At 42.9% G+C, this 26,363-nt stretch carries 22 protein-coding genes (1 of these 22 running past the window's edge); 19 read left to right on the top strand and 3 right to left on the bottom strand.

Features of this window, described 5'->3' with window-relative positions; translation table 11 throughout:
- Positions 1-21 precede the first annotated feature (21 nt).
- The 10 genes from asnS (at position 22) to glyA (ending at position 11,368) form a co-directional block, all read left to right on the top strand.
- Entirely contained in the window at positions 22-1,413 is a 1,392-nt protein-coding gene (gene asnS / locus RIL182_RS04590) for an asparagine--tRNA ligase (RefSeq protein ID WP_006856486.1), read from the top strand.
- Between the two features lie 264 nt (positions 1,414-1,677).
- Complete coding sequence (gene trhA / locus RIL182_RS04595; RefSeq protein ID WP_006856484.1) at positions 1,678-2,331, top strand: PAQR family membrane homeostasis protein TrhA; 654 nt, start codon at positions 1,678-1,680, stop codon at positions 2,329-2,331.
- Between the two features lie 120 nt (positions 2,332-2,451).
- Positions 2,452-3,330 carry an aldose 1-epimerase family protein gene (locus RIL182_RS04600; RefSeq protein WP_242655514.1) on the top strand — a complete coding sequence of 293 codons (879 nt, stop codon included), beginning with the start codon at positions 2,452-2,454 and terminating at the stop codon, positions 3,328-3,330.
- A gap of 118 nt (positions 3,331-3,448) precedes the next feature.
- Positions 3,449-3,841: a TIGR04086 family membrane protein gene (locus RIL182_RS04605; protein ID WP_006856482.1), complete on the top strand. Its 393-nt coding sequence runs from the start codon at positions 3,449-3,451 to the stop codon at positions 3,839-3,841.
- A gap of 142 nt (positions 3,842-3,983) precedes the next feature.
- Positions 3,984-5,375 carry a uracil-xanthine permease family protein gene (locus RIL182_RS04610; protein ID WP_172606698.1) on the top strand — a complete coding sequence of 464 codons (1,392 nt, stop codon included), beginning with the start codon at positions 3,984-3,986 and terminating at the stop codon, positions 5,373-5,375.
- 147 nt (positions 5,376-5,522) lie between these two features.
- Positions 5,523-5,663 carry a six-cysteine ranthipeptide SCIFF gene (gene scfA, locus RIL182_RS04615; protein ID WP_044998835.1) on the top strand — a complete coding sequence of 47 codons (141 nt, stop codon included), beginning with the start codon at positions 5,523-5,525 and terminating at the stop codon, positions 5,661-5,663.
- 286 nt (positions 5,664-5,949) lie between these two features.
- Entirely contained in the window at positions 5,950-7,323 is a 1,374-nt protein-coding gene (gene scfB / locus RIL182_RS04620; RefSeq protein WP_006856452.1) for a thioether cross-link-forming SCIFF peptide maturase, read from the top strand.
- Between the two features lie 25 nt (positions 7,324-7,348).
- Positions 7,349-9,508 (top strand): protein translocase subunit SecDF, encoded by a 2,160-nt coding sequence (locus RIL182_RS04625; RefSeq protein WP_006856451.1) that lies wholly within the window; start codon positions 7,349-7,351, stop codon positions 9,506-9,508.
- Between the two features lie 74 nt (positions 9,509-9,582).
- Positions 9,583-9,987: a DUF1294 domain-containing protein gene (locus RIL182_RS04630; protein WP_006856450.1), complete on the top strand. Its 405-nt coding sequence runs from the start codon at positions 9,583-9,585 to the stop codon at positions 9,985-9,987.
- 139 nt (positions 9,988-10,126) lie between these two features.
- Positions 10,127-11,368 (top strand): serine hydroxymethyltransferase, encoded by a 1,242-nt coding sequence (gene glyA, locus RIL182_RS04635; protein ID WP_006856449.1) that lies wholly within the window; start codon positions 10,127-10,129, stop codon positions 11,366-11,368.
- Positions 11,369-11,456: 88 nt separating this feature from the next.
- Here the strand turns inward: glyA and RIL182_RS04640 are convergent, their stop codons facing one another.
- Together RIL182_RS04640 and RIL182_RS04645 are read right to left on the bottom strand one after the other, a co-directional pair.
- On the bottom strand, positions 11,457-12,281 hold the full coding sequence (locus RIL182_RS04640; RefSeq protein ID WP_006856448.1) for a hypothetical protein: 825 nt from the start codon (positions 12,279-12,281) through the stop codon (positions 11,457-11,459).
- A 21-nt stretch (positions 12,282-12,302) separates the two neighbouring features.
- Positions 12,303-13,049 carry a hypothetical protein gene (locus tag RIL182_RS04645; RefSeq protein ID WP_006856447.1) on the bottom strand — a complete coding sequence of 249 codons (747 nt, stop codon included), beginning with the start codon at positions 13,047-13,049 and terminating at the stop codon, positions 12,303-12,305.
- Between the two features lie 275 nt (positions 13,050-13,324).
- On the opposite strand from RIL182_RS04645, the gene RIL182_RS04650 reads away from it, so the two are divergent.
- The 3 genes from RIL182_RS04650 to RIL182_RS04660 are packed head-to-tail and all read left to right on the top strand — an operon-like array spanning position 13,325 to position 16,243.
- Positions 13,325-14,623, top strand: a complete 1,299-nt coding sequence (locus RIL182_RS04650) for a hypothetical protein (protein ID WP_044998809.1) — start codon at positions 13,325-13,327, stop codon at positions 14,621-14,623.
- Positions 14,616-15,281 carry a DUF6320 domain-containing protein gene (locus RIL182_RS04655; protein WP_006856445.1) on the top strand — a complete coding sequence of 222 codons (666 nt, stop codon included), beginning with the start codon at positions 14,616-14,618 and terminating at the stop codon, positions 15,279-15,281. Before RIL182_RS04650 ends, RIL182_RS04655 begins: the two co-directional genes overlap by 8 nt.
- Positions 15,282-15,316: 35 nt before the next feature.
- The gene (locus tag RIL182_RS04660; RefSeq protein WP_006856444.1) at positions 15,317-16,243 is read left to right on the top strand and encodes an alpha/beta hydrolase; all 927 of its coding nucleotides are present in this window, start codon (positions 15,317-15,319) and stop codon (positions 16,241-16,243) included.
- Here RIL182_RS04660 and RIL182_RS04665 read toward each other — a convergent pair.
- Positions 16,218-17,459, bottom strand: a complete 1,242-nt coding sequence (locus tag RIL182_RS04665; RefSeq protein ID WP_022111945.1) for a 6-phosphofructokinase — start codon at positions 17,457-17,459, stop codon at positions 16,218-16,220. The two genes, RIL182_RS04660 and RIL182_RS04665, sit on opposite strands and share 26 nt — an antisense overlap.
- A 131-nt stretch (positions 17,460-17,590) precedes the next feature.
- On the opposite strand from RIL182_RS04665, the gene RIL182_RS04670 reads away from it, so the two are divergent.
- The 6 genes from RIL182_RS04670 to RIL182_RS04695 form a co-directional block, all read left to right on the top strand.
- Complete coding sequence (locus RIL182_RS04670) at positions 17,591-18,457, top strand: radical SAM protein (RefSeq protein WP_006856442.1); 867 nt, start codon at positions 17,591-17,593, stop codon at positions 18,455-18,457.
- Between the two features lie 69 nt (positions 18,458-18,526).
- Positions 18,527-19,903: a cadherin-like beta sandwich domain-containing protein gene (locus tag RIL182_RS04675; protein ID WP_006856441.1), complete on the top strand. Its 1,377-nt coding sequence runs from the start codon at positions 18,527-18,529 to the stop codon at positions 19,901-19,903.
- 22 nt (positions 19,904-19,925) lie between these two features.
- The gene (locus tag RIL182_RS04680; protein ID WP_006856440.1) at positions 19,926-22,373 is read left to right on the top strand and encodes an ATP-dependent Clp protease ATP-binding subunit; all 2,448 of its coding nucleotides are present in this window, start codon (positions 19,926-19,928) and stop codon (positions 22,371-22,373) included.
- A gap of 111 nt (positions 22,374-22,484) precedes the next feature.
- Positions 22,485-22,895, top strand: coding sequence for a hypothetical protein (locus RIL182_RS04685; RefSeq protein WP_015559362.1), 411 nt, complete (start codon positions 22,485-22,487; stop codon positions 22,893-22,895).
- Positions 22,896-23,052: 157 nt separating this feature from the next.
- Positions 23,053-23,652 carry a hypothetical protein gene (locus RIL182_RS04690; protein ID WP_006856438.1) on the top strand — a complete coding sequence of 200 codons (600 nt, stop codon included), beginning with the start codon at positions 23,053-23,055 and terminating at the stop codon, positions 23,650-23,652.
- Between the two features lie 65 nt (positions 23,653-23,717).
- Positions 23,718-26,363: the 5' portion of a fibronectin type III domain-containing protein gene (locus tag RIL182_RS04695; protein ID WP_006856437.1), read on the top strand. The gene runs 507 nt beyond the window's last position; 2,646 of the gene's 3,153 nt are visible here — the first part of the coding sequence; the start codon lies at positions 23,718-23,720; its stop codon lies off the right edge, out of view.

Genomic DNA, 26,363 nt, shown 5'->3' on the forward strand with positions numbered 1-26,363 from the left:
TGGGGATTGGAGGATTCAATTATGGATATGGTAAATGTAAGGGATTTATTCCGGAAACAGGAAGAATATGTGGATCAGACCGTGACGATCGGCGGATGGGTGCGAAGCATCCGTAACTCCAAAAATTTTGGATTTATCGTGGTGAACGACGGAACATTTTTCGAACCGGTTCAGGTCGTATATTCCAATGTTTTAGAGAACTTTGATGATGTTGAAAAGTTAAATGTCGGTGCAGCGATCATCGTGACAGGTAAACTTGTTGCGACACCGGGAACCAAGCAGCCGTTTGAGATCCAGGCAGAGCAGATCGAGATCGAGGGTGTTTCCACACCGGATTATCCGCTTCAGAAAAAGAAACACAGCTTTGAGTACTTAAGAACGATCTCCCACTTAAGACCGAGAACAAATACATTTGAGGCAGTTTTCCGTGTACGTTCCCTGATTGCATATGCAATTCACAAATTTTTCCAGGAGAGAGATTTTGTATATGTACACACACCACTGATCACAGGAAGCGACTGTGAGGGTGCCGGAGAGATGTTCCAGGTAACAACACTGGATATGAACAATCTTCCGAAAAATCCGGACGGAACCGTGGATTATTCCAAAGATTTCTTTAATAAGCCGACCAACCTTACCGTAAGCGGACAGTTAAACGGTGAGACTTATGCGATGGCATTTAAGAACATCTACACATTTGGACCGACGTTCCGTGCAGAAAATTCCAACACGACCAGACATGCAGCAGAGTTCTGGATGATCGAGCCGGAGATCGCATTTGCAGATCTGGAAGATGACATGATCTTAGCCGAGAGCATGTTAAAATACATCATCAACTATGTACTGGAGAATGCACCGGAAGAGATGGCATTTTTCAACAACTTCATTGACAAAGGACTCTTAGAGCGCTTGCAGCATGTGGCAAATTCCGATTTTGCCCGCGTGACATACACAGAGGCAGTTGAGATCTTAGAGAAACACAATGACAAGTTTGAATATAAAGTTTCCTGGGGAACTGATCTTCAGACGGAGCATGAGCGTTATCTGACCGAGGAGATCTTCAAACGTCCGGTATTCGTAACCGATTACCCGAAGGAGATCAAGGCATTCTACATGAAGATGAATGATGACGGAAAGACCGTAGCAGCCGTTGACTGTCTGGTACCTGGTATCGGTGAGATCATCGGAGGAAGCCAGAGAGAGGATGATTACGATAAACTTCTTGCAAGAATCAATGAACTCGGCTTAAAAGAAGAAGATTATCAGTTTTATCTGGATCTCCGCAAATATGGTTCTGCAAGACATGCGGGATTCGGACTCGGTTTCGAGCGCTGCGTTATGTACTTGACAGGAATGTCTAACATCCGTGATGTTATTCCGTTCCCAAGAACCGTAAATAACTGCGAATTATAAAAAAGAATAGAGTTACAGAGGACTGCCGCCCGGATGAATAAGATTCTGCGGGCGGCAGTTTTTTGATATCCGAATCTTCATAGGAAAATGCGTTCTGCAAATTTGTGTAAACCTCCCAAAAACCTGCAAAAATTGAGAAAAAATGTAGCATAAATATAATTGACATAATGTATAATAAGTAGTAGTATCAAAATACAAAAGATATAGTAACAAATACTACATGTAAAAATAATAAATACTATTTTGCTAAAAGGAGGTCATATTATGTTACAGATAGGGATTCGTGAACCGGGAAGCGCCATTACACATTTTATAGCTATGATGATGGCAATATTTGCCACATCACCGTTGTTAGTCAAGGCTGCGCTGAATGGAAATCATACAACGATTCTGGCAATGGCAGTGTTTATGGGAAGCATGGTGCTGCTTTATGGTGCAAGTACGGTGTACCATTCGCTTGTTGTCCGGGATAAAATTTTAAAGATATTCCGCAAACTCGACCATATGATGATATTTGTCCTGATTGCCGGATCTTATACGCCGGTATGTCTGATCGTACTTGGCGGGAAGTCGGGTTATACGCTGCTTGCGGCAGTGTGGGGCATTGCGGCGGCAGGAATGCTGATAAAAGTGCTCTGGATCAACTGCCCGAAGTGGTTTTCATCCGTGATCTATATCGCAATGGGATGGGTGTGTCTGTTTGTATTCCGGGAACTGTTAGCCACTCTTTCCCAGGCAGCATTTTTGTGGCTGCTTGCAGGCGGTCTGATCTATACTGTCGGCGGTGTGATCTATGCATTAAAACTGCCGGTGTTCAACGCGAAGCACAGTCAGTTTGGCTCCCATGAAGTATTTCATCTGTTTGTCATGGCTGGAAGCATCTGCCATTTTGTATTCATGTATCAGTATGTAGCGTGAAAAATAAAACGATTGCCGGATAGATTTTATGGAAAAGTTAGGTTATAATGTAACAGCAATGAAAAATGAGCAGTGACAGGCAGATGAGAAATGAAATGCCTGTATGAAGAGGAGACAGATATGAGATATACGTTGGAAAATGAAAATTTAAAAGTGGAGATTGACTCATTTGGAGCAGAGATCAAATCTGTAAAAAGAAAATCAGATAACTTTGAATATATGTGGTGTGGTGATAAAAAGTACTGGGGCAGAACATCCCCTGTATTATTTCCGTTTGTCGGTGCGCCGAAAAACAAAGAATACCGTTATGACGGAAAAACTTATACGATGGGACAGCACGGATTTGCAAGAGATATGGAGTTTACATTAGAGGCACAGACGGAAGAGAACATCTCATTTGTACTGACCGATACTGCGGAAACCTGTGAAAAATATCCATTTCATTTTGCACTGCACATTGGTTATGAATTGTGCAAAAACGAGGTGAAAGTAAACTGGACTGTGGAAAACACCGACACAAAAGAATTATATTTTTCCATCGGTGCACATCCGGCATTCAACTGCCCGGTTCACGGAGAGGAAAATAAAACCGGATATGGTCTCAAATTTGGCGGCCTGGCAGATACTATTCATCATCATGGAAACACACCGGACGGTATGGCGGTGATGGAGGATAAAGTCCTGGCACTGAAAGATGGCTGTGTGACATTTACGGAAGGATTCTTTGATGAGTGCACTTACATGGTCGAAGGAAAACAGACCGGAGAGGTTTCCCTGCTTGACCGTGAAGGCATCCCGTATGTAACCGTAAAATTTGACACCCCGCTGTTTGCAGTATGGTCACCGGAAGGAAAAAATGCACCTTTCGTCTGCATTGAACCATGGTACGGAAGATGCGATGCCACAGATTTTACCGGCACATTGCAGCAGCGCGACTACGAAAACATGCTGCCGCAGGGCGGAACATTCAAGGCAGCTTATAGTATTGCATATCTGTAAGATAGAGTCAGCAAAAGGTGGATCATAAAAATAAAAAACGCAAAAGCATGTAAAAAGAGCATAGCTTTTGCGTTTTTTTCATATAGTGAAACAGAATCGAAAACCTGTGGAGTGGTCAATGAATATACAGTCAAAAATGAAAACAAGAGATGCAAAAAACAATCCGGTCACTGCGGTATTGGTGTCCGTGCTGGTCATGTTCCTTTTAAGCTGCCTGTTCCTGTTACTGTTGGCTGCACTGTTATATAAGTTTGATCTGAGTGAATCGGCAGTAAAGGTGGGAATCGTTGTCATTTATATCGTCTCCGGAGTGATCGGTGGATTTTTCATGGGAAAGATCATGAAAACACAGAAATTTTTATGGGGATTTGCAGCGGGAGCCATTTATTTTTGCATTTTATTCCTGATATCAGTGCTGGTTAAACAGGGAGTTTCCATGGAACTGCCGAAAGTGGCGACAACATTTATTCTATGTGCGGCATCCGGGATGGCGGGCGGAATGATAAGTTAGTGGTTACTGTCAGGGTGCCAATTAGCATATAGACAGGACTTGCGCAGAATATCAGCGGCGTGCTATACTCAAAGAAAATGTGCATGAATGAAAAAAATTATCAATGTTTCATGCAGAAAAAGATACGCACGAGGAGGAAGACATGGAAAGACAGAAGAGACAGGGAGCAGAGTACGAGTTTTACGGAAAACTCCCGCTGAAAAAGGCAATCCCGCTGGGATTACAGCATGTGCTGGCAATGTTTGTGGGAAACCTGACACCGATCCTGATCATCTCAGGGGCATGTGGTATTGCAGGTGAGGAGTTCGGCAGTCTGCAGGTCGATCTGCTGCAGAATGCGATGTTAATCGCCGGGATCGTGACACTGATCCAGTTATTTGCGATCGGACCGGTTGGTGGAAAGGTACCGATCATCATGGGAACGAGTTCCGGATTTATCGGTGTGTTTAACAGTGTGGTTCAGGTAATGGGAGGAGGAATCCTTGCATATGGAGCCATTATGTGTGCATCCGTCATTGGTGGTCTGTTTGAGGGAATCCTTGGATTTCTGTTAAAGCCGCTCCGCAGATTTTTCCCTGCGGTTGTAACGGGAACCGTTGTACTGTCGATCGGATTGTCACTGATCGCGGTCGGCGTCAATTCTTTTGGCGGCGGCAATACGGCAAACGACTTTGGTTCAGTAGAAAATTTACTGCTCGGAGCAGCTGTTTTACTGATCATTGTAGCAGTGAAACACTGGATGAAAGGTATGGCGAGTGCATCATCGATCCTGATCGGTATTGTGGCAGGCTATATCATTGCTGCGATCATGGGACTGGTACTGCCGACAACAGCAGTCAATGCGGATGGTGTGGAATACACAAAAGCCTGGGTGTTAAACTGGGATAAGGTTGCAAATGCAGCCTGGTTTTCCGTTCCAAAATTAATGCCGGTCAAACTGGTATTTGACTGGAGAGCAATCATTCCGGTTCTGATCATGTTTGTTGTTACCGCGGTTGAAACAGTCGGAGATATCTCCGGTGTTATGGAAGGTGGAATGGGCAGAGAAGCTACCGACAAAGAACTTTCCGGCGGTGTCATCTGTGATGGAATCGGTTCTTCGCTTGCAGCACTTTTTGGTGTTCTGCCGAATACTTCTTTCAGTCAGAATGTAGGACTTGTCACAATGACGAAAATCGTAAACCGTATGGCGCTTGCATCTGGAGCCGTATTCCTGATTTTATGTGGTTTATTCCCGAAACTTGCAGCACTGATTTCAATCATGCCGCAGAGTGTACTTGGAGGAGCTGCCGTTATGATGTTTTCATCCATCGTGATCAGCGGAATCCAGCTTATTACCAAAGAACCGATGACGATGCGCAATATCACGATCGTCTCCGTCGCATTGGGACTTGGCTATGGAATCGGATCCAGCAGCGGCATCCTTGCACATCTGCCGCAGGGCATCCAGCTGATCTTTGGCGGTTCCGGTATTGTTCCGGCAGCCATTGTGGCGATCATCTTTAATATTATCCTGCCGAAGGATGCGGAATAAAAAAAACTTCCCATATGAAAAAAGTTATGTTATACTGTATAAGTTAACAGAACTCCGCGCGAAAGCGAATAAATACATAGTATTACGGGGAGCGGGCAAATGGCGTATCCCATGTGTGCGGAAATTACAAAAAAGGAGAGAAGCATCATGAAACATGTAAAGACATTAAATACCAAGAGATTACAGAACACAATCAAAAAAGGCGGCTGCGGCGAGTGCCAGACATCCTGCCAGTCTGCATGCAAAACATCCTGTACAGTAGGAAACCAGAGCTGCGAGCACAAATAAGATTTGAGCTGGTACAGCCGGGCATGCATAGCATGGTAAAAATTGTGCATATGAGTGCCGGATATGCCATCATGGCATCATACAAAATGACTGTGTGATACAACGATGAAAATCATACGGTCGGATATAAGTGAAATCTGCAAACGACCGTTCGCATAGCGTGCGGTCATTTGTACGTTTTATCGGCAACATTAAAATGCCGTAATACTTGAAAAAAATACATTGATTTGCAGAAAACTTTAAATGTTTTGCTGTAAAATCAGATAGAAAGAGAGGAAATATTATAGTGGTTCATCAGTATAAGAACAACGGCTATGATATTGTTTTAGATGTAAACAGCGGAGCGATTCATGTGGTGGATGACGTGACTTATGATGTCATTGAGATGATCGATCAGAGCCAGCCGGAATCGTATGCAAGGGATGAGATCGTATCTGCACTGTCCGGAAAATACGGCAAAGAGGAAGTGGAGGAAGCAATCGATGAAGTCCAGACATTGATCGATGAGGAGTCACTTTTTACAAAGGACACTTACGAAAACTATATCATGGATTTCAAAAAACGCCCGACGGTTGTCAAGGCACTCTGTCTGCATATTGCACATGACTGCAACCTGGCATGTCAGTACTGCTTTGCTGAGGAGGGAGAGTACCATGGAAGAAGGGCACTGATGTCCTTTGAAGTTGGAAAGAAAGCACTGGATTTCTTAATTGCCAATTCAGGTAACAGACGAAATCTTGAGGTGGATTTCTTTGGCGGCGAGCCGCTTATGAACTGGCAGGTCGTAAAAGACTTAGTTGCCTATGGAAGAGAGCAGGAAAAGCTGCATGACAAGAATTTCCGTTTTACACTGACCACAAATGGTGTGCTTTTAAATGACGAGATCATGGAATTCTGTAATAAAGAGATGGCAAATGTGGTCTTAAGTATCGATGGAAGAAAGGAAGTTCATGATAAGATGCGTCCGTTCCGCAAAGGGGCAGGAAGTTATGATCTGATCGTTCCAAAGTTCCAGAAATTTGCAGAGAGCAGACATCAGGACAAATATTATGTGCGTGGTACATTCACACACTACAATCCTGATTTTGCGGCAGATGTACTTCATCTTGCGGATCTTGGTTTCAAACAGATCTCCGTGGAGCCGGTAGTTGCAGAACCGAGTGAACCGTATGCGATCACAGAGGAAGATCTTCCACAGCTGTTTGAGGAATATGACAAACTTGCAGCGGAGATGGTAAGACGTCACAAAGAGGGAGATGATTTTAACTTCTTCCATTTTATGATCGATCTTGAGGGCGGTCCATGTGTGGCAAAACGTCTGTCCGGCTGTGGTTCAGGAACCGAGTACCTTGCAGTGACACCATGGGGAGATTTTTATCCATGTCACCAGTTTGTCGGCAATGAAAAGTTTTTACTTGGCAATGTGGATGAAGGTATAAAAAATACAGAGATCCGTGATGAGTTTAAGTGCTGTAATGTCTATGCAAAAGAAAAATGCAGAAAATGTTTCGCAAGATTCTACTGCAGCGGCGGATGTGCAGCAAATGCGTATAATTTCAGCGGTGACATCTGTGGGGCATATGATATCGGATGTGAATTGCAGAAAAAACGTATTGAGTGCGCGATCATGATCAAGGCTGCCGAGGCCGATTGTGAATAAATAAGAAACAGGAAGGAAAAAGAAAATGAAAAAGAGTAAAGCAGCAGTCATATTAGTTGCGATTCTCGTTGCATTTGCGGGACTTGCCTATTATGCATCTATTATTCTTTCATCGACCGGTATTGGGGAAGAAATGAGTATTCCGCTTGGACTTGATCTGTCCGGTGGTGTATCGATCACCTATCAGGTCATGGATGAAAATCCGAGCGCAGAGGATATGAGTGATACGATTTACAAACTTCAGAAGCGTGTGGAAAGTTACAGTACAGAGGCATCCGTATATCAGGTTGGAGATGATCGTATCGCCGTTGAGATCCCGGGTGTTACGGACGCAAGCAAGATTTTGGAAGAACTTGGTAATCCGGGTTCCTTAGAGTTCCAGCTTTCAGATGGTACCGTATTTATGACGGGTGACCAGGTGGCAGATGCACAGGCTGCAACAACCACAGATCAGTATGGAAACAAGCAGTATGTGGTACAGCTTACACTGACAGATGAGGGAGCAAAGACTTTCGGAGAAGTTACTTCTGAAAACGTCGGAAAAGCACTTCCAATCGTATACGATGGAGAAGTTATCAGTTATCCGACTGTTCAGGAGGCAATTACCGGAGGTACTGCACAGATTTCCGGTCAGAGCACCTTTGAAGAGGCACAGACTTTAGCAACACAGATCAGAATCGGTTCTCTTTCCCTGCAGTTATCAGAGTTAGAGTCCAGTGTGGTAGGAGCACAGCTTGGAAGCCAGGCAATCTCCTCCAGTTTAAAAGCGGCAGCAATCGGTCTTGTGATCGTAATGGTATTTATGATCATTGTATATGCAGTTCCGGGTGTCGCAGCAGCTTTAGCACTTGCAATTTATACAGCACTTGTGATTGCAACTTTATACTTATTCGAGATCACATTAACATTACCTGGTATTGCCGGTATTATCTTAAGTATTGGTATGGCAGTAGATGCGAACGTTATCATCTTTGCACGTATCCGTGAAGAAATTGCATCAGGAAAATCCGTGATTACTGCAATGAAGAATGGTTTCCACAAAGCGATGTCTGCAATCTTAGATGGTAATATCACAACATTGATTGCAGCGATTGTTCTTATGGGATTAGGTTCCGGTACTGTAAAAGGATTTGCATATACACTGATGATCGGTATTATCCTTTCCATGTTTACAGCACTTGTTGTCACAAGATGGATCCTTTATTCTTTCTACTGGTTAGGACTGAGAGATGAAAAATTCTACGGACGTGCAAAAGAGAGAAAGACGATCAATTTCCTGCAGAAGAGATATGTATTCTTTGCAATTTCTATTGCAGTTATAGCTGCCGGATTTATCGGTATGGGAGTACATAAGGCATCTGGTCAGAACTCCCTGAATTATGGACTTGACTTCATGGGAGGAACTTCCACTACCGCTGATTTTGGCGAAGAATATACGATCGAAGATATTGAAAATAAGATTATCCCGGTTGTAAAAGAAGTAACTGGAGACAGCAATATTCAGGCAAACAAAGTAGAGGGAACAACTCAGATTACGATCAAGACACGTACTTTATCCAAAGAAGAGCGTGATGATCTGAATAATAAGCTGGCAGACAGTTTTGATGTAGATGAATCCACCATTACATTCCAGAGTATCAGTTCCACGATCAGTGGTGAGATGCGTGCGGATGCAGTCAAGGCGGTTATTATCTCAACAATCTGTATGCTGATCTATATCTGGTTCCGTTTTAAAGATATCCGTTTCGGTGCCAGTGCGATCATTGCCCTGATCCACGACGTACTGGTTGTACTTACCGTATATGCGCTGATGCGTATTTCAGTCGGCAATACATTTATCGCATGTATGCTGACGATCATTGGTTATTCTGTCAACGATACGATCGTTATCTTTGACCGTATCCGTGAGAACCTTGCATTAAAGCATGGTAAACAGACAAGGGAAGATCTGATGGAAGTAGCAAACCGAAGCCTGACACAGACCTTATCACGAAGCATCAACACATCCATAACAACATTTATTATGGTATTTATGCTGTTCCTTCTTGGTGTAGCAAGTATTCGTGAATTTGCGCTGCCACTGATGGCAGGTATGATCTGCGGTGCATATTCATCTATCTGCATTGCAACCGAGTTGTGGTATGTGATGAAAGTTCATCTTGGTAAAAATAAAATAACAGAATAAGATCTGTTGAAGAAAAGTGAAAGTCCTGGCAGTTATTTGCCGGGACTTTTAAGATTCATAGGAAATTACGTCCTATGAATCTTAAAGCCCTCCGGGCGGGATCACACTGCGTCGGAGATGAATTATGTCGCGGAGGCGACACCGCCGCAGGCGGTGAATCCTGTAGGACAGGATTCTATTTTAGAAAAAAGGAGAAACATATGGATACGATCGCAGCTTATCTGATCTTTTTAAATCTGGTGGGCTTCCTTATTATGGGAGAGGATAAAAGAAGGGCGAAAATGCATCGATGGCGGATCTCAGAAAGAATGCTTTTTTTAGTCAGCATTTTAGGCGGCAGTATCGGAACGTGGGCGGGAATGTATGTGTTCCGCCACAAGACGAGACACTGGTATTTTGTTATAGGAATGCCATTGATCCTCATTTTACAGATCGCAGGTACCATCTGGCTTTATCGTCAGGGCTTATATCATTTATAATTATTTGATATAACTATTCTGGCTTTTGGAATTGCCAAAAAAAGGAAAGTCATATATAATGATAAACATAGCAAAAGACAAGTGTTTTTCGTAGAAAGACACATTGATCAAACAGCAAAGAAAGGGAGAATTACGGAGTATGTATACACTGGAAGATATTCAGGCAGTTGATATGGAAGTGGCAAATGCCATCACCGATGAATTTGAACGTCAGAACAGTCATATTGAGCTGATTGCATCCGAAAACTGGGTAAGCAAGGCAGTGATGTCAGCGATGGGCAGCGTTCTTACAAATAAATATGCAGAAGGTTATCCGGGGAAAAGATATTACGGCGGATGTGAGTGTGTGGATGTTGTAGAGGAACTTGCAAGAGAGCGTGCGAAAGAGCTGTTTGGCTGTGAGTATGCGAACGTACAGCCACATTCAGGTGCACAGGCGAATATGGCTGTACAGTTTGCCATCTTAAAACCGGGTGACACGGTCATGGGAATGAACTTAGATCACGGTGGACATTTGACACACGGAAGCCCTGTAAACTTTTCCGGTACTTATTTTCACATTGTACCTTACGGTGTCAATGACGAGGGATTTATTGATTATGACAAAGTAGAAGAGATCGCGATGGAGTGCAAGCCGAAGATGATCATCGCAGGTGCAAGTGCTTATGCGAGAACCATTGATTTCAAGAGATTCCGTGAGATCGCAGATGCATGCGGAGCAGTTCTGATGGTCGATATGGCACATATCGCAGGACTTGTCGCTGCAGGACTTCATCCAAGCCCAATCCCGTATGCACACGTTGTCACAACCACAACACACAAGACACTGCGTGGACCGCGTGGAGGTATGATCTTATCCAGTCAGGAAATCGCAGACAAATATAACTTTAACAAAGCTATTTTCCCTGGAATCCAGGGCGGACCTTTGATGCATGTGATCGCAGCGAAAGCAGTCTGCTTTAAGGAGGCACTTCAGCCGGAGTTTAAAGTATACCAGCAGAATATCATTGACAATGCACAGGCACTCTGCAAGGGACTGTTAAGCCGTGATATTAAAATCGTATCCGGCGGTACAGACAATCACCTGATGCTTGTTGATCTGACAAATTATGATCAGACCGGAAAGGCAGTGGAGAAACTTCTCGATTCTGTCAATATTACCTGCAACAAGAATACGATCCCGAACGATCCGAAGTCCCCATTCGTAACAAGCGGTGTACGTCTTGGAACACCGGCAGTTACTTCCCGTGGACTAAACACAGAGGATATGGATCAGATTGCAGAGGCAATCGCCATGATGATCAAGGAGGGTGAACCGGCAGCTGATAAAGCGCGTGCAATCGTAAAATCGCTGACAGAGAAATATCCGCTGGAGAGATAAAAGAGAATAGAATATAATTTAATAATGAATAAAAAATGAGGAACCTGTTTCGTGACAGGTTCCTCGTTTTTTGTGCTTTTTGAGTTTGTTATTTTATATCATCTGCAATACGGTACAGTGTGTACGAGGTAGAAATCGTATTTTTATTTTTATCGAGATATGTGATTTTCACGGTTGTCGGTGCCATAATATCACCATCACGGCTGTATGACTCATAAGAGTAAGTACCATATGCGTAAGAGTAGTCATGTCCGTAATAGTATCCATAATGTCCTAACTGGATACTCTTTCCATTTTTTACCTTTTTTGTTATCTCGGAGTTTGAATAAGTGGTTGAATAGGAAGAATTTGTTTTTGCAACTGGCTTGCTGTAAGTAGAGTATTCGATCTTCTTTAATTTATAACCCTTGTTCATTTTGACATTGACTTTGACAGAATTTTTATTGTAGACTGTCTTTGCGTAATCATATTCTTTGTTGTCAAAGGTCACACTCTTAAAAGGACTATTGTTAGAGAATGTCGGCTCTGTTACATTGACTTTGACAGTAAATTTTTTAATCTTTTTATTCTGTGCATTATATACATCAAAAGATACTGTGTATTTACCGGTTTTCTTGGCATAGACACCAACGTATCCGGAATTACTGGAGCTGGAAAGTGAAAGTCTTGTTACTTTGGCTTTCAGGTTTTTGCTCGATGTTTTGATATTTTTGATGTTTTTTCCGTTTGTACCGAGCTGTACGGAGATAGCCGAATCATTGACCATCGGATAATTTTTGTAATAAGAAACATCTACAGCCTTTGGGGCGCTTGGACCTGTTGCAGCAGATACCGGCGCAGAAGGGATCAGTAATAATCCGGCGCACAGGCAAAGTGTAAGAACAGCGCAAGTAATTTGCTTAAATAATTTCATATCAGATATCCTCCTGTTGGATTATTTTGCAAGACGGGAAATGGAATAAATACTCTCACATTTCTGCTTGGTATATTTGTCGATATAAGTAATAGTGATCTTGGTACGCGCAGCAAGTGAGGTAGAATAGTTTCTGCCGCTGGAATATGAATTATCAAATATATATGCGTACTCGCCAAGCTTTAAGGTGCTGTTGTTTTTCATTGTTTTTACAACTTCTTTACCTGCCTTATTGTAAGTGGTGACAGTGATTTTTTTCAGCGTGTAACCTTTGTTCATTTTAACAGATAATTTGCCGGATTTTTTGCTCGTAAGGGCATAATTAACTTCTTTACCTGCAAATTTGACAGATTTGACTGGCAGGTCATTTTTTACATATACCGTTACTTTACCCGAAGAAAGTTTGTTTCCTGATTTATCGCAGATATTATAGGTGACTTTGTATTTACCGGTTTTTTTGGCATAGAGGCCGATAGACGCAAAGGTATCCGTGTATGTATCGTCTGAACTGGTAGTATAATAGTGGGTGTTTTTTGCAATCAGATTTTTACTGCTGGTTTTGATGTTTTTGATATAACATACTTTGGCTTTTGGCAGATTGACATAGATTGCAGAACTGTCGAAAGAATTACTGGACATGCGAAGTACAGTGGTGGTCGGTTTGTTCCTGACGGCTGCGGATACCGTTGACTGCGGCTGCAGTAAAAGCATCCCGGCACAGAGACAGAAAGCTAAAAATAAGCTGACTGTTCGTTTGAAAATTTTCATAAGTGAATCCTTCTTGTTTATAAATATTTTATAGATGTTACAAAAACATTATAATATGAAGGAAAATTTTATACAATCATAAATTAAAAAATAAATAAGGGAATTTTAAGAAAATTTATAGCATTATATCAGGTAATTTTGATATGCCCAAACTTGTATTTTATGTCAGGTTATTTTATAATTGCATACAATAGATTGTGTATTTTATGAGCGGGGGGAGAGAAGAAAAAACAGAAACCCAGCCTGCCTGTAAAATATGCAGAAACGAGGAATATATGAAAAAACAGAATAAAGGAGTTCCGACAAACCGTGATATCCGTTGGGACAGACTTGATAATACAGCACACCTTTTTCCGGTCATTGCCGGGGAGAGCATGAGCAATGTGTACAGGATCAGTGTTACACTGAAAGAGGAGATCAATCCGGAATTACTGCAGAGGGCACTTGATATGGTGCTTCCGAAGTTTGACGGGTTTAACTTAAGACTGCGGCAGGGGGTGTTCTGGTATTATTTTGAGGAAAACGGAAAAGCGGCGCCAAAGGTTCGCATGGAGAACAATTTTCCATGTAGATATATCCAGCAGAATAAAAACCGCAGTTATATGTTCCGTGTGACCTATTATAAATGCAGGATCAATCTGGAAGTATTCCATGTTTTGACGGATGGAATGGGAGGAATCAATTTCTTAAAAGAGCTGACTTACCAGTATCTGCGTCTGGCACATAAAGACCTGCAGGAAAAGCTGGGAGATTCATTAAGTGTTGATACGTCTTTGAACCGGGAAGACAGTTTCTTAAAAAATTACAAAAAAAGTTCCGCAAAAGGATACCAGACAAAAAAGGCATATCTGATCCGTGGAGAAAAGTTAAGACCGGGCGAGTTCGGCGTGATGCACGGTTATATGAAAATACCGGAGTTGAAACGGGTCTGTCATGCGATGGAAATCAGTATCAACGAATATCTGGTAAGTGTGTACATCTGGAGCGTTTATACAGAATGTCTGCACGGCATGCCGTCAAAGTGTCCGATCCGTGTTGCGGTGCCGGTTAATCTGCGGCCGTATTTTAATTCTATTACCACGAAAAACTTTTTTGTCATGGTGTCCGCAGAATTTCATCCGACCAAAGAGACCTATACGTTTGCAGAGGTGGCTGCAATCGTGAAGGAAAGCCTGCGAAGCCAGATCAACCGGGAAAATCTTGAAAAGCTGTTTTCCTATAACGTTTCCAATGAAAAACTGCTGATTGCAAGAGTTGTGCCGCTTTTCCTGAAAAACCTTGCAATGAAGTATGTATATACAACTTCTGCACTTGCCAATACTGCGACGATCACAAATATCGGCAATATTTCCGTGACAGAAGAGTACCGCCCTTATGTGGAAATGTTTCATGCATTTCTTGCCATGTCAAAGGGGCAGCATCTGAAAGGAACGATCTGCTCTTACGGGGATACACTTGTATTCAGTTTCAGTTATGATCTTGTCGATGCGTCTGTGCAGCGTGGATTTTTCCGGAAAATAGCCTCGGACGGGATTGCGGTAGAAATAAAGAGTAATGGAGTAAATTATGAGTAAATGCAGAAATTGTAATGTGGAGATATCAGATGAAACAGAGCGCTGTCCACTCTGCGGATCCGTGTTAGAATACACAGGTGAAGTGGAGAATATGTACCCGGATGTGAGAGTGCACACCCGGAAAATGACAATGATCAGTAAAATCTATCTGTTTTGTGCACTTTTGGTTGAGGTGCTGCTCATTTATATCAATGTGGTCACCGAGTCACAGATTGCATGGAGTGCGATCACGGGGCTTGGATTCTTTTACGGATATATGCTGATCCGTTTTGCAATTCTTGGAAAGACAGGTTACCGCGCCAAAATCACGGTACTCACGCTGATGGCGATACTGATCGTGATCGCAATCGATTTTCTGGTCGGCTACCGCGGATGGTCTGTCAATTATGCATTGCCGTCGGCGATCATTTTAGTCGATGTTGGTATTATCATCTGTATGATCGTAAACCGCAGAAACTGGCAGAGCTATATGATGTGGCAGATTTTTATGATTTTATGCAGCATTGTTCCGGTAATACTGATTTTTACCGGTATCGTGACGGCACAGCTTTTTGCACTGATCGCATTTGCGTTTTCCCTGTTTCTGTTTCTTGGAACACTGATCATCGGAGACCGCAGGGCAAGGGTGGAACTGAAACGAAGATTTCATGTCCGCTGAGTTATATTTAGAATAAAAAGAACAGGAGCAATCGGATGAGAGAGAGCGAAGCGAGTATCAGGGGAAGAGTCATGAGGGACCTGATCGCCCATGTGACAAATGATCACCTGATTGGGAAAAAGATAAAAAATGGAGAACTGAGGAAAAAAATCGGGGATTCGGAGCCGCCGTGGAAATGTCCGGACTGTTTTTCATTAGATGTGATCGAGATGGATAATTTCTCCATGGAGTATTTACAGGCAAAAGAAAATCCGAATACGGAAAAAGTAATCTTACAGCTTCACGGAGGCGGATATGTCGGAGCGATGCGGAATGCATACCGTATGTTTGCCGGACTTTACTGTGAAGTCAGCCATGGAATGAGTGTTCTGACACCCGATTACCGTGTGGCACCGGAACATCCGTATCCGGCGGCTTTAGAAGATGCCTATGCCGCATACTGTTATCTGTTGGAACAGGGGTGGTTTTCCGAGCAGATCATCATCGCAGGAGATTCCGCAGGAGGCGGTCTTGCGATGGCATTATGCCATTATCTGAAAGATCACGGAAAGCAGCTTCCGTGTGGGATCGTAGCCATGTCACCGTGGACAGACCTTGCGGCGAGCGGGGAATCTTACGAGACAAACTTTGAGCGCGACCCGTTATTTGGAAAAACAAGGGACAGCCTTATTTATAATAAAGATTATATTGGGGATAACGATCCGTATAATGCTTATATTTCGCCTTTATATGGGGATTTCAGGGGATTTCCGCCGATGCTGATACAGGTTGGTTCCTATGAGATGCTGCTCTCGGATTCTGTGGATGTGGCTGCAAAAGCCAGAGAACAGGGAGTAAAAGTAAGAATCAGTATTTATGAAGGAATGTTCCACATCTTTCAGATGGCAGCAAAAATGCTGCCGGAATCTAAAAGAGCGTGGGTTGAGATCGGTAAATTTATTGATGTTTTGCTAAATGACTGACATCCATATAGACAGGGATACCGTTTTCGTATTTTACCGGAACTTCACCGAGTATGAGAGGTGAAAGGTAATCGATCAGTGGCTGTGTGACATCATTGCCTGCATCATTGATCCATTCTCTCGGAATTGATTTTGCCTCGTTTGCAATGTGGCGGATCTCGGCATGCTCATAGGCGATTTCGTACGGAGAATCAGAGATACGGCGTATTGTTACCATGGAAGCGGTAACACCTTCCTCGGAGAGAGCAACCGCTTTCTGACCGAGAGTAAAAGCCTCATCAAGATCAGTCTTTGAAGCAAGGTGTGCAGCGCAGCGCTGTAATACGTTGACTTCCACGGAACGGACTTTAACGCCTAGTTTTTCTTTGACTAAAAATTCAAGTGTTTTTCCGGCTCCGCTTAACTGGCTGTGACCAAAGGTGTCAACAGAACTTTCGGAAGCACTGATATAGTTGCCGGAAGCATCGCGGATACCTTCAGATACGGCAACGATCACGTTATTGCGCTCGAAAAGCATACGCTTTACATCCAGTAAAAAGTCCTCTTTGTCAAATGGAACCTCCGGGAGATAGATCAGATGTGGTGCTGTATTATAACCGTTTCTTGCCAGTGCAGAAGCAGCGGTCAGCCATCCGGCATCACGTCCCATGATTTCCACGATCGTCACACTTTTGACTGCATAGATAAATGTGTCATGTGCGATTTCTAAAAGAGAAGATGCGATATATTTTGCGGCAGAACCGAATCCTGGTGTATGGTCTGTCTCACAGAGATCATTGTCGATGGTCTTTGGAATACCGACAATACGCACCGGACTGCCGATTTTTTTGCCATATTCGGAGAGCTTTAAGACGGTGTCCATAGAATCGTTGCCGCCGATATAAAAGAAGGCATCAATATGGTAAGTTTCAAACTGTTTGAAAATGAATACATAGGAAGAATCATCATCTAAATAATTTGGCAGTTTGTAACGGCAGGAGCCAAGATACATTGCCGGAGTGACCTTTAAGCGGTCGAGATATTCCGAATTCTGCTGCATTAATTCAGAAAGATTCGTCAGATCGTTGTTTAAAATACCTGTGATTCCGTTTAAGGAACCATAAACCGTGTCATACATGTCAGAACGCATTACACCGTCGATCACACCGGCAAGGCTGGCATTGATCGCAACAGTAGGGCCGCCTGACTGTGCTACCATACAGTTTTTTGGACTCATAAGAAAACTCCTTTGTGTTTGATCTTCTTTTTGCAATGTCTATCATACAAAAAAAGGCACGGTTGCGCAATCATTAAATTAAATAGAAAGAGTGATGGTATACCATGAAAATATGTACATTGTGTCCTAGAATGTGCGCTGTGGACCGAAAATCCGGTGAGCGCGGCATCTGCGGACAGACCACAGAGATTAAGGTGGCGCGTGCGGCACTGCACTTCTGGGAAGAACCCTGCATTTCCGGGGAGATGGGTTCCGGTGCGGTCTTTTTTTCCGGCTGTGCACTGCACTGTGTGTTCTGCCAGAATGAAAATATTGCAAATGGCACGGCTGGTAAGGTGATAAGTACGGAGCGGCTTGGCGAAATTTTTCTGGAACTCCAGGAAAAGGGTGCAAATAATATCAACCTTGTGACACCGGGGCAGTTTGTACCACAGATCATAAAAGCGGTAGAGCTTGCAAGAAATCAGAATTTAAAGATACCCATCGTTTATAACACCAGCAGCTATGAAAATGTGGATACGATCCGTTCTTTAGAAGGAATTGTGGATATCTATCTTCCGGATTTTAAGTATTTTGATACCGCTTTGAGTGCAAAATATTCCCATGCGCCGGATTACCCTGCTGTGGCTAAGGCGGTGATAGCGGAGATGGTGCGTCAGACGGGTGCGGCAGTTTTTGAAAACGGGGAGGATTCCCTGATGAAGCGTGGTACGATCGTGCGCCATCTGATCCTGCCGGGGTGCACGAAAGATTCCAAAGCAGTTTTGAAATATCTGCATGAAACCTATGAGAATCAAATATATATCAGTATCATGCACCAGTTTACACCGCTCTCTAACGTGAAAAAATATCCGGAATTAAACCGTAAGATCACGGATCGGGAATATGATGAGGTTATTGATTTTGCAATCGATATAGGGATTGAAAACGGTTTTATCCAGGAGGGGGAGACGGCGGAGGAGAGTTTTATTCCGGAATTTGACAATGAGGGAGTTTGAGGTTGACGCATTTTCGAATATCTCATATAATTCCATAGTAATGATGGCAATAGAGGGAGTGTGAAACGAATGAAGAGAAAAGTAAGATTCATAGCTGCACTTTTCTGCATGGGATGTCTTGCGACAGAACCTGCGGCAGACATAAAGGCTGCCGGAATCCAGGTGGCTGCTGCACAGACAACACTTTCCGCAGATAATTCGCTGGAAGTGTTATCACTTTCTGCGGGAACATTATCCCCGGACTTTACAGGAAAGACAGTACAATATACAGCTACCGTACCAAATGATGTCACAAGCGTTACAGTGACGGCAACACCGGTTAATGAATTTGCGACGGTGCAGTCGATCACAGGAAATGACAATCTGCAGGTCGGTACAAATACGATAAAAGTAGTCGTGAAGGCGCAGAACGGAGCACTCGCCCAGTATACGATCACACTGACCAGAGAAGATGGACAGACAGCAGACGGAACAGTGGATCAGCCGGCGGATGGAACAGACAGTCAGACAACAGACCAGCCGGCGGATGGAACAGACGGTCAGACAACAGACCAGCCGGCGGATGGAACAGACGGTCAGACAACAGACCAGCCGGCGGATGGAACAGATGGACAGGCAGCAGACCAGAACGCAGAGTTTGAAACAGAAGAAGCGGAAGATGTTTCTAATATGGAATATCTCCAGCAGGAATACAATGATCTCTCTGAACAATATGCAAAAGAAAAGTCTTTTTCCAGAAATATGATGGGAATTATGGCTTTTGTGATCGCAGTACTTGTCGTTATTATTATCAATCTTCTATTGAGAGGACGTAAGAGTGACGACTGGGATGAGGAAGAGGATGACTGGGACTGGAAGTCCGAAAAACAGGGAAAGGATCAGGACGCAGAAGATGATACTGATCTGGAAGAAGATGATAATATAGAAGAGAATCCTGGCGTGGAAGAAGATGATTTGGAAGTAGATGATCCGGAAGACGCTGACTGGGAGGAGGAAGAAACACAGAGAAAAGGATTTTTCCACAGAAAACCAAAAGAAAAAGTGGAAGAAGAGCCGGATGATGTGGAAGAAAACGATACAGAGAACGAAGTCGGCGTATCAAAGATCCATAAAGTGCGTGCGGGATTGTTTGGACGTGGCATGTCTGACGATCTTGACGATGAGGACTGGGAAGAGGACGAAGATTTCCTGCCGGTAGAAAGAAAAAAACCGGAAGAAAAACAGCGTCCGGAGAGAAAAGAAAAACCGGAGGAGAAACAAAGGCCGGAGAGAAAAGAAAAACCGGAGGAAAAACAGCGCACGGAGAGAAAAGAAAAACCGGAGGAGAAACAAAGGCCGGAGAGAAAAGAAAAGCCGGAGCGGAAACATACTCCGGAGAAAAAACACATTCCGAGAGAAGAAGAGGAAGAAGATGATTTAGAGATCATCGATTTAAATGATTTATAAATAGAAAAAGAATGGAGAAACTATGCAGATACGATATACATCAAAAGCAAAAAAAGCAATCGATCAGGCTTCAAAGATGTCGAAATCACTGCATCATCATTATATCGGAACGGAGCATATCCTGATCGGACTTTTAAAAGAAGGAACGGGCGTCGCTGCGCAGGTATTAAATGATAATGGAGTAGAACTTGACAAAGTCATGCAGCTGATCGAGGAACTCATTGCACCGGATGCACAGGTGCTGACGGCAGAGGCTAAGGAATATTCGCCGAGGGCACTGCAGGTGTTAGAAGGGGCAGCAAGGGAGGCAGCTCGTTTTCATGCAGAGGAGATCGGGACGGAGCATATCCTGATCGCGATGATGAAAGAGACAGAGTGTGTGGCATCCCGCCTTTTAAATACCTTAGCGGTCAATATCCAGAAAATGTATGTGGATATCCTGATCGCAATGGGAGAAGATGCGAGCCTGTACAAAGAAGATTTCATGAATGGTAAGCCGGTGAAAAAAACAGCATCGGATACACCGGTATTAAATCAATACTCCAGAGATCTGACTGCATTGGCGGCAGAGGGAGTATTAGATCCGTTAGTCGGCAGACAGGAAGAGATCGACCGTGTGATCCAGATCTTAAGCAGAAGGACAAAGAATAACCCATGTCTGATCGGTGAACCGGGCGTTGGAAAGACTGCGATCGTTGAGGGAATTGCGGAGCGTATTACAACCGGAATGGTTCCGGATACCGTTGCGGGAAAGCGGGTGGTATCTTTGGATATGTCCGGAATCGTGGCAGGCTCAAAATATCGCGGTGAGTTTGAGGAGCGCATTAAAAAGGTACTTCAGGAAGTACGGGCAGCCGGCAATATCCTGCTCTTCATCGATGAACTGCATACAATCATCGGAGCGGGCGGAGCGGAAGGAGCAATCGATGCTTCCAATATATTAAAACCTGCACTTGCGCGTGGGGAACTGCAGCTGATCGGTGCAACGACAATCGATGAATACCGCAAATATATTGAAAAAGATGCTGCGCTAGAGCGCAGATTCCAGCCGGTTACGGTAGAAGAGCCGTCGGAAGAGGAGGCAGTGCAGATTTTAGAGGGACTGCGGGAACAGTATGAAAAACATCATCAGGTAAAGATTACGGATGATGCGGTATCGGCAGCAGTACGCCTGTCTGCGCGCTATATCAATGACCGTTTCCTGCCGGATAAAGCAATCGATCTGATGGATGAGGCTGCAGCAAAGGTACGTCTGCGCGCGGGTGGAAAACCGGAGGAAGTCGTTGAATTAAGACATCGCATCAACCTGTTAGAAGAGGAAATGTTAGAATTTCTGCACGATGGTGATGTGGAAGGTGCAAAGCAGAAGAAGAACGAAAAAGAAGCGTGTGAAGAAGAGCTTGCCAAAATACAGGCAAAGACAAAGAAAGACAGCCGCAGTAAAAAGTTAAAAGTGACAGAAGACGATATTGCGGATGTGGTATCCGGATGGACGAAGATCCCGGTAAGAAAGATTGCCGAGGGGGAGGCTGCCCGCTTAAGAAAATTAGAGGCTACCTTACACAAACGTGTCATCGGTCAGGAGGATGCGGTGAGTGCAGTGGCAAAAGCTGTGCGAAGAGGACGTGTCGGATTAAAAGATCCGAAGCGCCCGATCGGTTCTTTCCTGTTCTTAGGCCCGACCGGTGTCGGAAAAACAGAGATCTCAAAGGCACTTGCGGAGGCAGTGTTTGGCAGCGAACAGTCTATGATCCGTGTTGATATGTCGGAATATATGGAGAAACACAGCGTATCAAAGATGATTGGTTCACCGCCAGGATATGTAGGCCATGAGGAGGGAGGACAGCTCAGCGAAAAGGTGCGCAGAAATCCGTATTCGGTGATCCTGTTTGATGAGATCGAAAAGGCGCATCCGGATGTATTTAATATTTTACTGCAGGTGTTAGACGACGGTCATATCACGGATTCCCAGGGACGCAAAGTGGATTTCAAAAATACGATCATTATTATGACGTCAAATGCCGGAGCACAGGCGATCATTGAGCCGAAAAAACTTGGATTTGCAGTTTCGGATGATGAAAAACAGAATTATGACCGCATGAAAAACAGCGTGATGGAAGAAGTACGCCGTATTTTTAAACCGGAATTTTTAAACCGTATTGATGAGACGATCGTATTTAGAGCGTTAAACAAAGACGATATGAAACAGATCGTTGCACTGATGTTAAAAGAACTTACAGACCGCTGTGAAAAACAGATGGGAATCCACCTTACCGTGCGTGACAGCGTCAAAAAGCATATTGTCGATAAAGCGTATGATCCGAAGTATGGTGCAAGACCGCTGCGCCGTCAGATCCAGAACGATATCGAGGATGAACTGGCAGAAGAAATCCTGTCCGGCAAAGTGAAAAAAGATACGGAAGTGGTCGTGACGATCCACAAAGAAAAAGTCGTGTTCGAAACAAAATAAAATTTTACTGAAATATCCGGGAAAGCACTGGAAATCGTGACGGGGATATTATATAATAAGGGCACAAAATTTTACGATAAAGAGAAAACTACTTTATCACAGGAGGAAAAAATGGCAACGATCAGCGAATTAATTCGTTCAGAAGCAGATGGAACGATCAGTTTTGGGGATTACACATTAGGTGCAAAGGCGAAACTTGATAATTTCGAACATCAGGGAGATATCTACAAGGTGAAGACATTTTCCGAGATCACCAAGTTGGAGCGCAATGGCATGTTCGTATATGAATCTGTTCCGGGAACGGCTGTCATGAATCTGAATGCAACAGATACAGGCCTGACATTTCAGGTAGAGGGACCGGAAGATGCACAGATCACAGTAGAACTTGAGGATGAGTCAGAGTACGACATCACGATCGATGGCGCAGATGCAGGAAAGATGAAGACAAATCTTGGCGGCAAATTAAGCTTAAGTGTAGAACTTGGCGACCATCCGGTAGATGTAAAAGTTACAAAGTGTTAAGAACGGAAAAGTGAGATCAAAAAAAGCTTACATGTCAAAAGGGCATGTAAGCTTTTTTACGCTTTCAAGTACGAAAGTACGATTGACGGGGATAAACTGTTACATTAACATAAAAAATGCGCGTGACAATGTGCAATAAATCAGAAGGAGAAAAGTTATGAAAAGAAAGAGACTCACGGGTTGGAAACGTATGGCGGCATTTGCGATGGCGCTTACGCTGACGGTCGGAGATTGGACATCAGTAGGTGCTGCTGGATTGCCGCAGACAGATGTACAGACAGTAACAGAGGCTGTGATACAGGAAGAAGATGCGATGGAAGCAGCTTTAGCAACAGAACAGACAGAGAAAGAAAGCGAAACGGACAGTGAGTCTGCAGAAAATGACAGCGGGCAGACAGAGAACAGCGAGGCATCGGAAATTCCAGAAACATCAGAGGCATCAGAAACTGAGAAAACTGTAGAAGAGACAGAAAACGTGAATGATACGGAGGCTGTTGATGATACCGAAGTGATGGAAACAGAGACGGAAGAAGAATCGGAAGAAGAATCGGAAGAAGAAATAGAAGAAGAGACCGAAGAAGAGACAGAAGAGGAAGAACTCGCTGCAATTGATAAACCGTCAAAGGTAATCAATGTAAGAGGAAAAGATGACGGAAGTATTATAACAACAGCGTCTGGCCGGCAGTTGAGATATGCTTATGTGAATCGGTTCCAGAACGGAGTGATTGCAGCGGTACGGATATTGATGGATTTGTAAACCTGTATAATAAGGCAGAAGCCATACTGAAAGGCAACACAGATAAATATCAAGATGCATATGGAATGTATAGAGTCAATGGTAAGACGTATAGAGCATTGCGGTCATGTGATGCGACAGGGTATCATTATGTGACAGAAGGTGATGAAATTACAGAAATTACTGTAAGTGATTCATCGGAAAATGCCAAAAAGCGGATAGATGAGTATGCAGTAAAAAATGATACACAGGTTCTTTATTATAGTTATAATGGACATTTTTATAAGCAATTAACGTATGAATCGGTATATGATTCAGCATCGAAAAAATATAAATATGTTGTATATGCAAATGCTTATGAAGAGATTTCTTTTGAAAAAACTTATGTAAAAATAAGCTGGAATCCGGTTAATAATGATACGGCCACAATGAAAAATAAAGCCGGAGACATGATGAAGGTTGGATATGAAGTGGTCTGCGATGGAAATACCAAGGTCTATAATATGCCGGGATTATTTTTGGATGCGTCAGACGGAACCGTACATGAGATGATAACATCAGATGCAGCAAGACTGCCATATGTCATATTGAATTCAGGACAGCAGGTCAGCGTAAAAGTCCGTGCTGTATATTATCATGAAGTGACAAGTAACAAACAGGAGGTATATTGGAACTGGAATGATAATAGCCAATATATTATAGAATCGAAACAGACGAAATATGTGGTGGACATGTATGGTAAATGGTCGGACACCTATACTTATAAAAATTACTCTTTAAAGAAGTTATCACCGGTAACCGGTACAAAAGTTTCTGAAAAGGGAAAAGAGATGTCAGTTACCTGGAATGCACAAAACGGAGTGGATAGCTATCGTGTGTATTACCTGCGAAGCAGCAAACCGTTAAATATTACGAATATAGAGAGCTTTTTACAGTTTTACAATAAGAGGGGAACGCTGTACGATGCTTATGTAAATGCAAAAGGAGAAAACGATTCCTATGAAACGGATTCAGAGTATGCATCAGATCCGTATTGTAATATTACAATAGATTCAGGACTGCCATATTTTTATTGTTCCGTCAGACTGGAATCTGCGGAAGAAGGATATTTTTCAGATGGAAGTTATTCAGATGTCATAACTGCAACGGCCAGCATTAATGGAAACATACCGACAGTAAAAAATCTCAAAATAGAAAAGACGTACAATGGAGATGACTGGCAGCTCTCATGGACGCCAATCGATGCGGATGTAGTCATTTATGTTTTTGAAGAAGGAAAGAAGCCGGCGCATTATAATTATGAGCTTTTGAACGCTTATGGTTACTATACGGATGGTCAGGGACAGCAGAAAAAACTTTATTTAAAAGATGCACTTACGGAGCTTGAAAGTAAGGAAATAAGCAGTTATGTACGTTCTTACAAAGTGAAGGGAATCGATGGATCATACAGTGCAATCTCTTTAAAACCGGGCGTAAAATATACATTTGTTGCGCATACCTATGATGCAGGCAGTTCTCTTTATAACATACAAAAGAAGCCGGTGTTTACCGTAAATAAGGAAATAAAAGTAACAGATGCTCAAAAAAATCAAACATATAAAAATATATCTGTTGGCATGACTTATTATACGGCAATGAGTCCTGCTTCGAATATGGTAAGCTATACGGATAAGGTATCCGTACCGCGTGTATATACAAAGGCGGGAAAAAACAGTATAAAGTTATCTTTTACCAGAGGAAGCTGTACCGGATATGAGATTTATCGTCTTTCAGGTAAAAAATATAAGAAAATAGCAACGACCACAGACTATGTCTATACAGATCAGAATTTAAAGGCAGGCACAAAATACTCCTACAAGGTACGCTCTTATTATTATGATCCGGACAGAAAAACGAAAAGTTACAGTATATATAAAAATTTTACTGTAAGTACCAGCCGTGTAAATAACATTGTATTAAAGGTGGCTAAGAACTCAAAAAATACAGTGAAACTGACCTGGACAAAAGTAGGTTTTGCAACAAAATATGAGATTTACAGAACTTCTGAGAGTGACAAGGATATCACAGAAATTTCAGGATGGATCAATTCGGGCAACAGTGCCGTAACAGTAGAAAATGCAAAGTATGAACTGGTGAAAACGATCACAAACGCAAAAACGACAACATACACGGACAAAAAGTTAAAATTCGGTGAGAGTTACACCTATCTGATCTGTGCATATTATAAAGACGGAAAAACATTAAAATACATTACCGCGTCGACCAGAGTTAAAATGCAGCTCGAGGAGCCGCGAAATCTCGTCCTTACCAATAAAGGCAAAAATGTAAGCGTTAAATGGGATGCGGACAAGTACGCTGCAGGCTATCAGATCCGATACATGGTATATGATAAATATGGTGAGAAAAAAACAGTTGCAGAAAAATATGTAACGGTAAAGAAAAATAAATACACCATTAAAGGATTATCGAGCGGAGAATACGTAAATGTATCGGTAAGGGCTTATAATTCCAAAAAAGAATACAGTGGATGGTCATCGTCAAAAGAATCTACATCACTTGCAACAGTAAAATCCATCAAAGCTGTTTATGATACGAAAAAGAATGCAGTAAAGATTACCTGGAAAAAGGTAAAAGGTGCGAAATATTATAAAGTCGTCCGTTCTGTATATACGCCGTTATGTAATACGGACGAAAAACTTTATGCAGCAACAGGTAACCTGATCGCAAAAGAT

This window comes from Roseburia intestinalis L1-82 (assembly GCF_900537995.1).
Taxonomy (GTDB): Bacteria; Bacillota; Clostridia; order Lachnospirales; family Lachnospiraceae; genus Roseburia; species Roseburia intestinalis.

Bases quoted from the DNA above. Each gene is read 5' to 3' on its own strand.
- RIL182_RS04665 (WP_022111945.1), bottom strand. From the start codon at position 17,459: ATGAGTCCAAAAAACTGTATGGTAGCACAGTCAGGCGGCCCTACTGTT.
- RIL182_RS04600 (WP_242655514.1), top strand. From the start codon at position 2,452: ATGAGATATACGTTGGAAAATGAAAATTTAAAAGTGGAGATTGACTCA.
- RIL182_RS04645 (WP_006856447.1), bottom strand. From the start codon at position 13,049: ATGAAAATTTTCAAACGAACAGTCAGCTTATTTTTAGCTTTCTGTCTC.
- RIL182_RS04625 (WP_006856451.1), top strand. From the start codon at position 7,349: ATGAAAAAGAGTAAAGCAGCAGTCATATTAGTTGCGATTCTCGTTGCA.
- scfA (WP_044998835.1), top strand. From the start codon at position 5,523: ATGAAACATGTAAAGACATTAAATACCAAGAGATTACAGAACACAATC.
- asnS (WP_006856486.1), top strand. From the start codon at position 22: ATGGATATGGTAAATGTAAGGGATTTATTCCGGAAACAGGAAGAATAT.
- RIL182_RS04640 (WP_006856448.1), bottom strand. From the start codon at position 12,281: ATGAAATTATTTAAGCAAATTACTTGCGCTGTTCTTACACTTTGCCTG.
- RIL182_RS04685 (WP_015559362.1), top strand. From the start codon at position 22,485: ATGGCAACGATCAGCGAATTAATTCGTTCAGAAGCAGATGGAACGATC.
- RIL182_RS04610 (WP_172606698.1), top strand. From the start codon at position 3,984: ATGGAAAGACAGAAGAGACAGGGAGCAGAGTACGAGTTTTACGGAAAA.
- RIL182_RS04680 (WP_006856440.1), top strand. From the start codon at position 19,926: ATGCAGATACGATATACATCAAAAGCAAAAAAAGCAATCGATCAGGCT.
- RIL182_RS04660 (WP_006856444.1), top strand. From the start codon at position 15,317: ATGAGAGAGAGCGAAGCGAGTATCAGGGGAAGAGTCATGAGGGACCTG.
- RIL182_RS04690 (WP_006856438.1), top strand. From the start codon at position 23,053: ATGAAAAGAAAGAGACTCACGGGTTGGAAACGTATGGCGGCATTTGCG.
- RIL182_RS04650 (WP_044998809.1), top strand. From the start codon at position 13,325: ATGAAAAAACAGAATAAAGGAGTTCCGACAAACCGTGATATCCGTTGG.
- RIL182_RS04605 (WP_006856482.1), top strand. From the start codon at position 3,449: ATGAATATACAGTCAAAAATGAAAACAAGAGATGCAAAAAACAATCCG.
- RIL182_RS04630 (WP_006856450.1), top strand. From the start codon at position 9,583: ATGAATCTTAAAGCCCTCCGGGCGGGATCACACTGCGTCGGAGATGAA.
- glyA (WP_006856449.1), top strand. From the start codon at position 10,127: ATGTATACACTGGAAGATATTCAGGCAGTTGATATGGAAGTGGCAAAT.
- trhA (WP_006856484.1), top strand. From the start codon at position 1,678: ATGTTACAGATAGGGATTCGTGAACCGGGAAGCGCCATTACACATTTT.
- RIL182_RS04670 (WP_006856442.1), top strand. From the start codon at position 17,591: ATGTGCGCTGTGGACCGAAAATCCGGTGAGCGCGGCATCTGCGGACAG.
- RIL182_RS04675 (WP_006856441.1), top strand. From the start codon at position 18,527: ATGAAGAGAAAAGTAAGATTCATAGCTGCACTTTTCTGCATGGGATGT.
- RIL182_RS04655 (WP_006856445.1), top strand. From the start codon at position 14,616: ATGAGTAAATGCAGAAATTGTAATGTGGAGATATCAGATGAAACAGAG.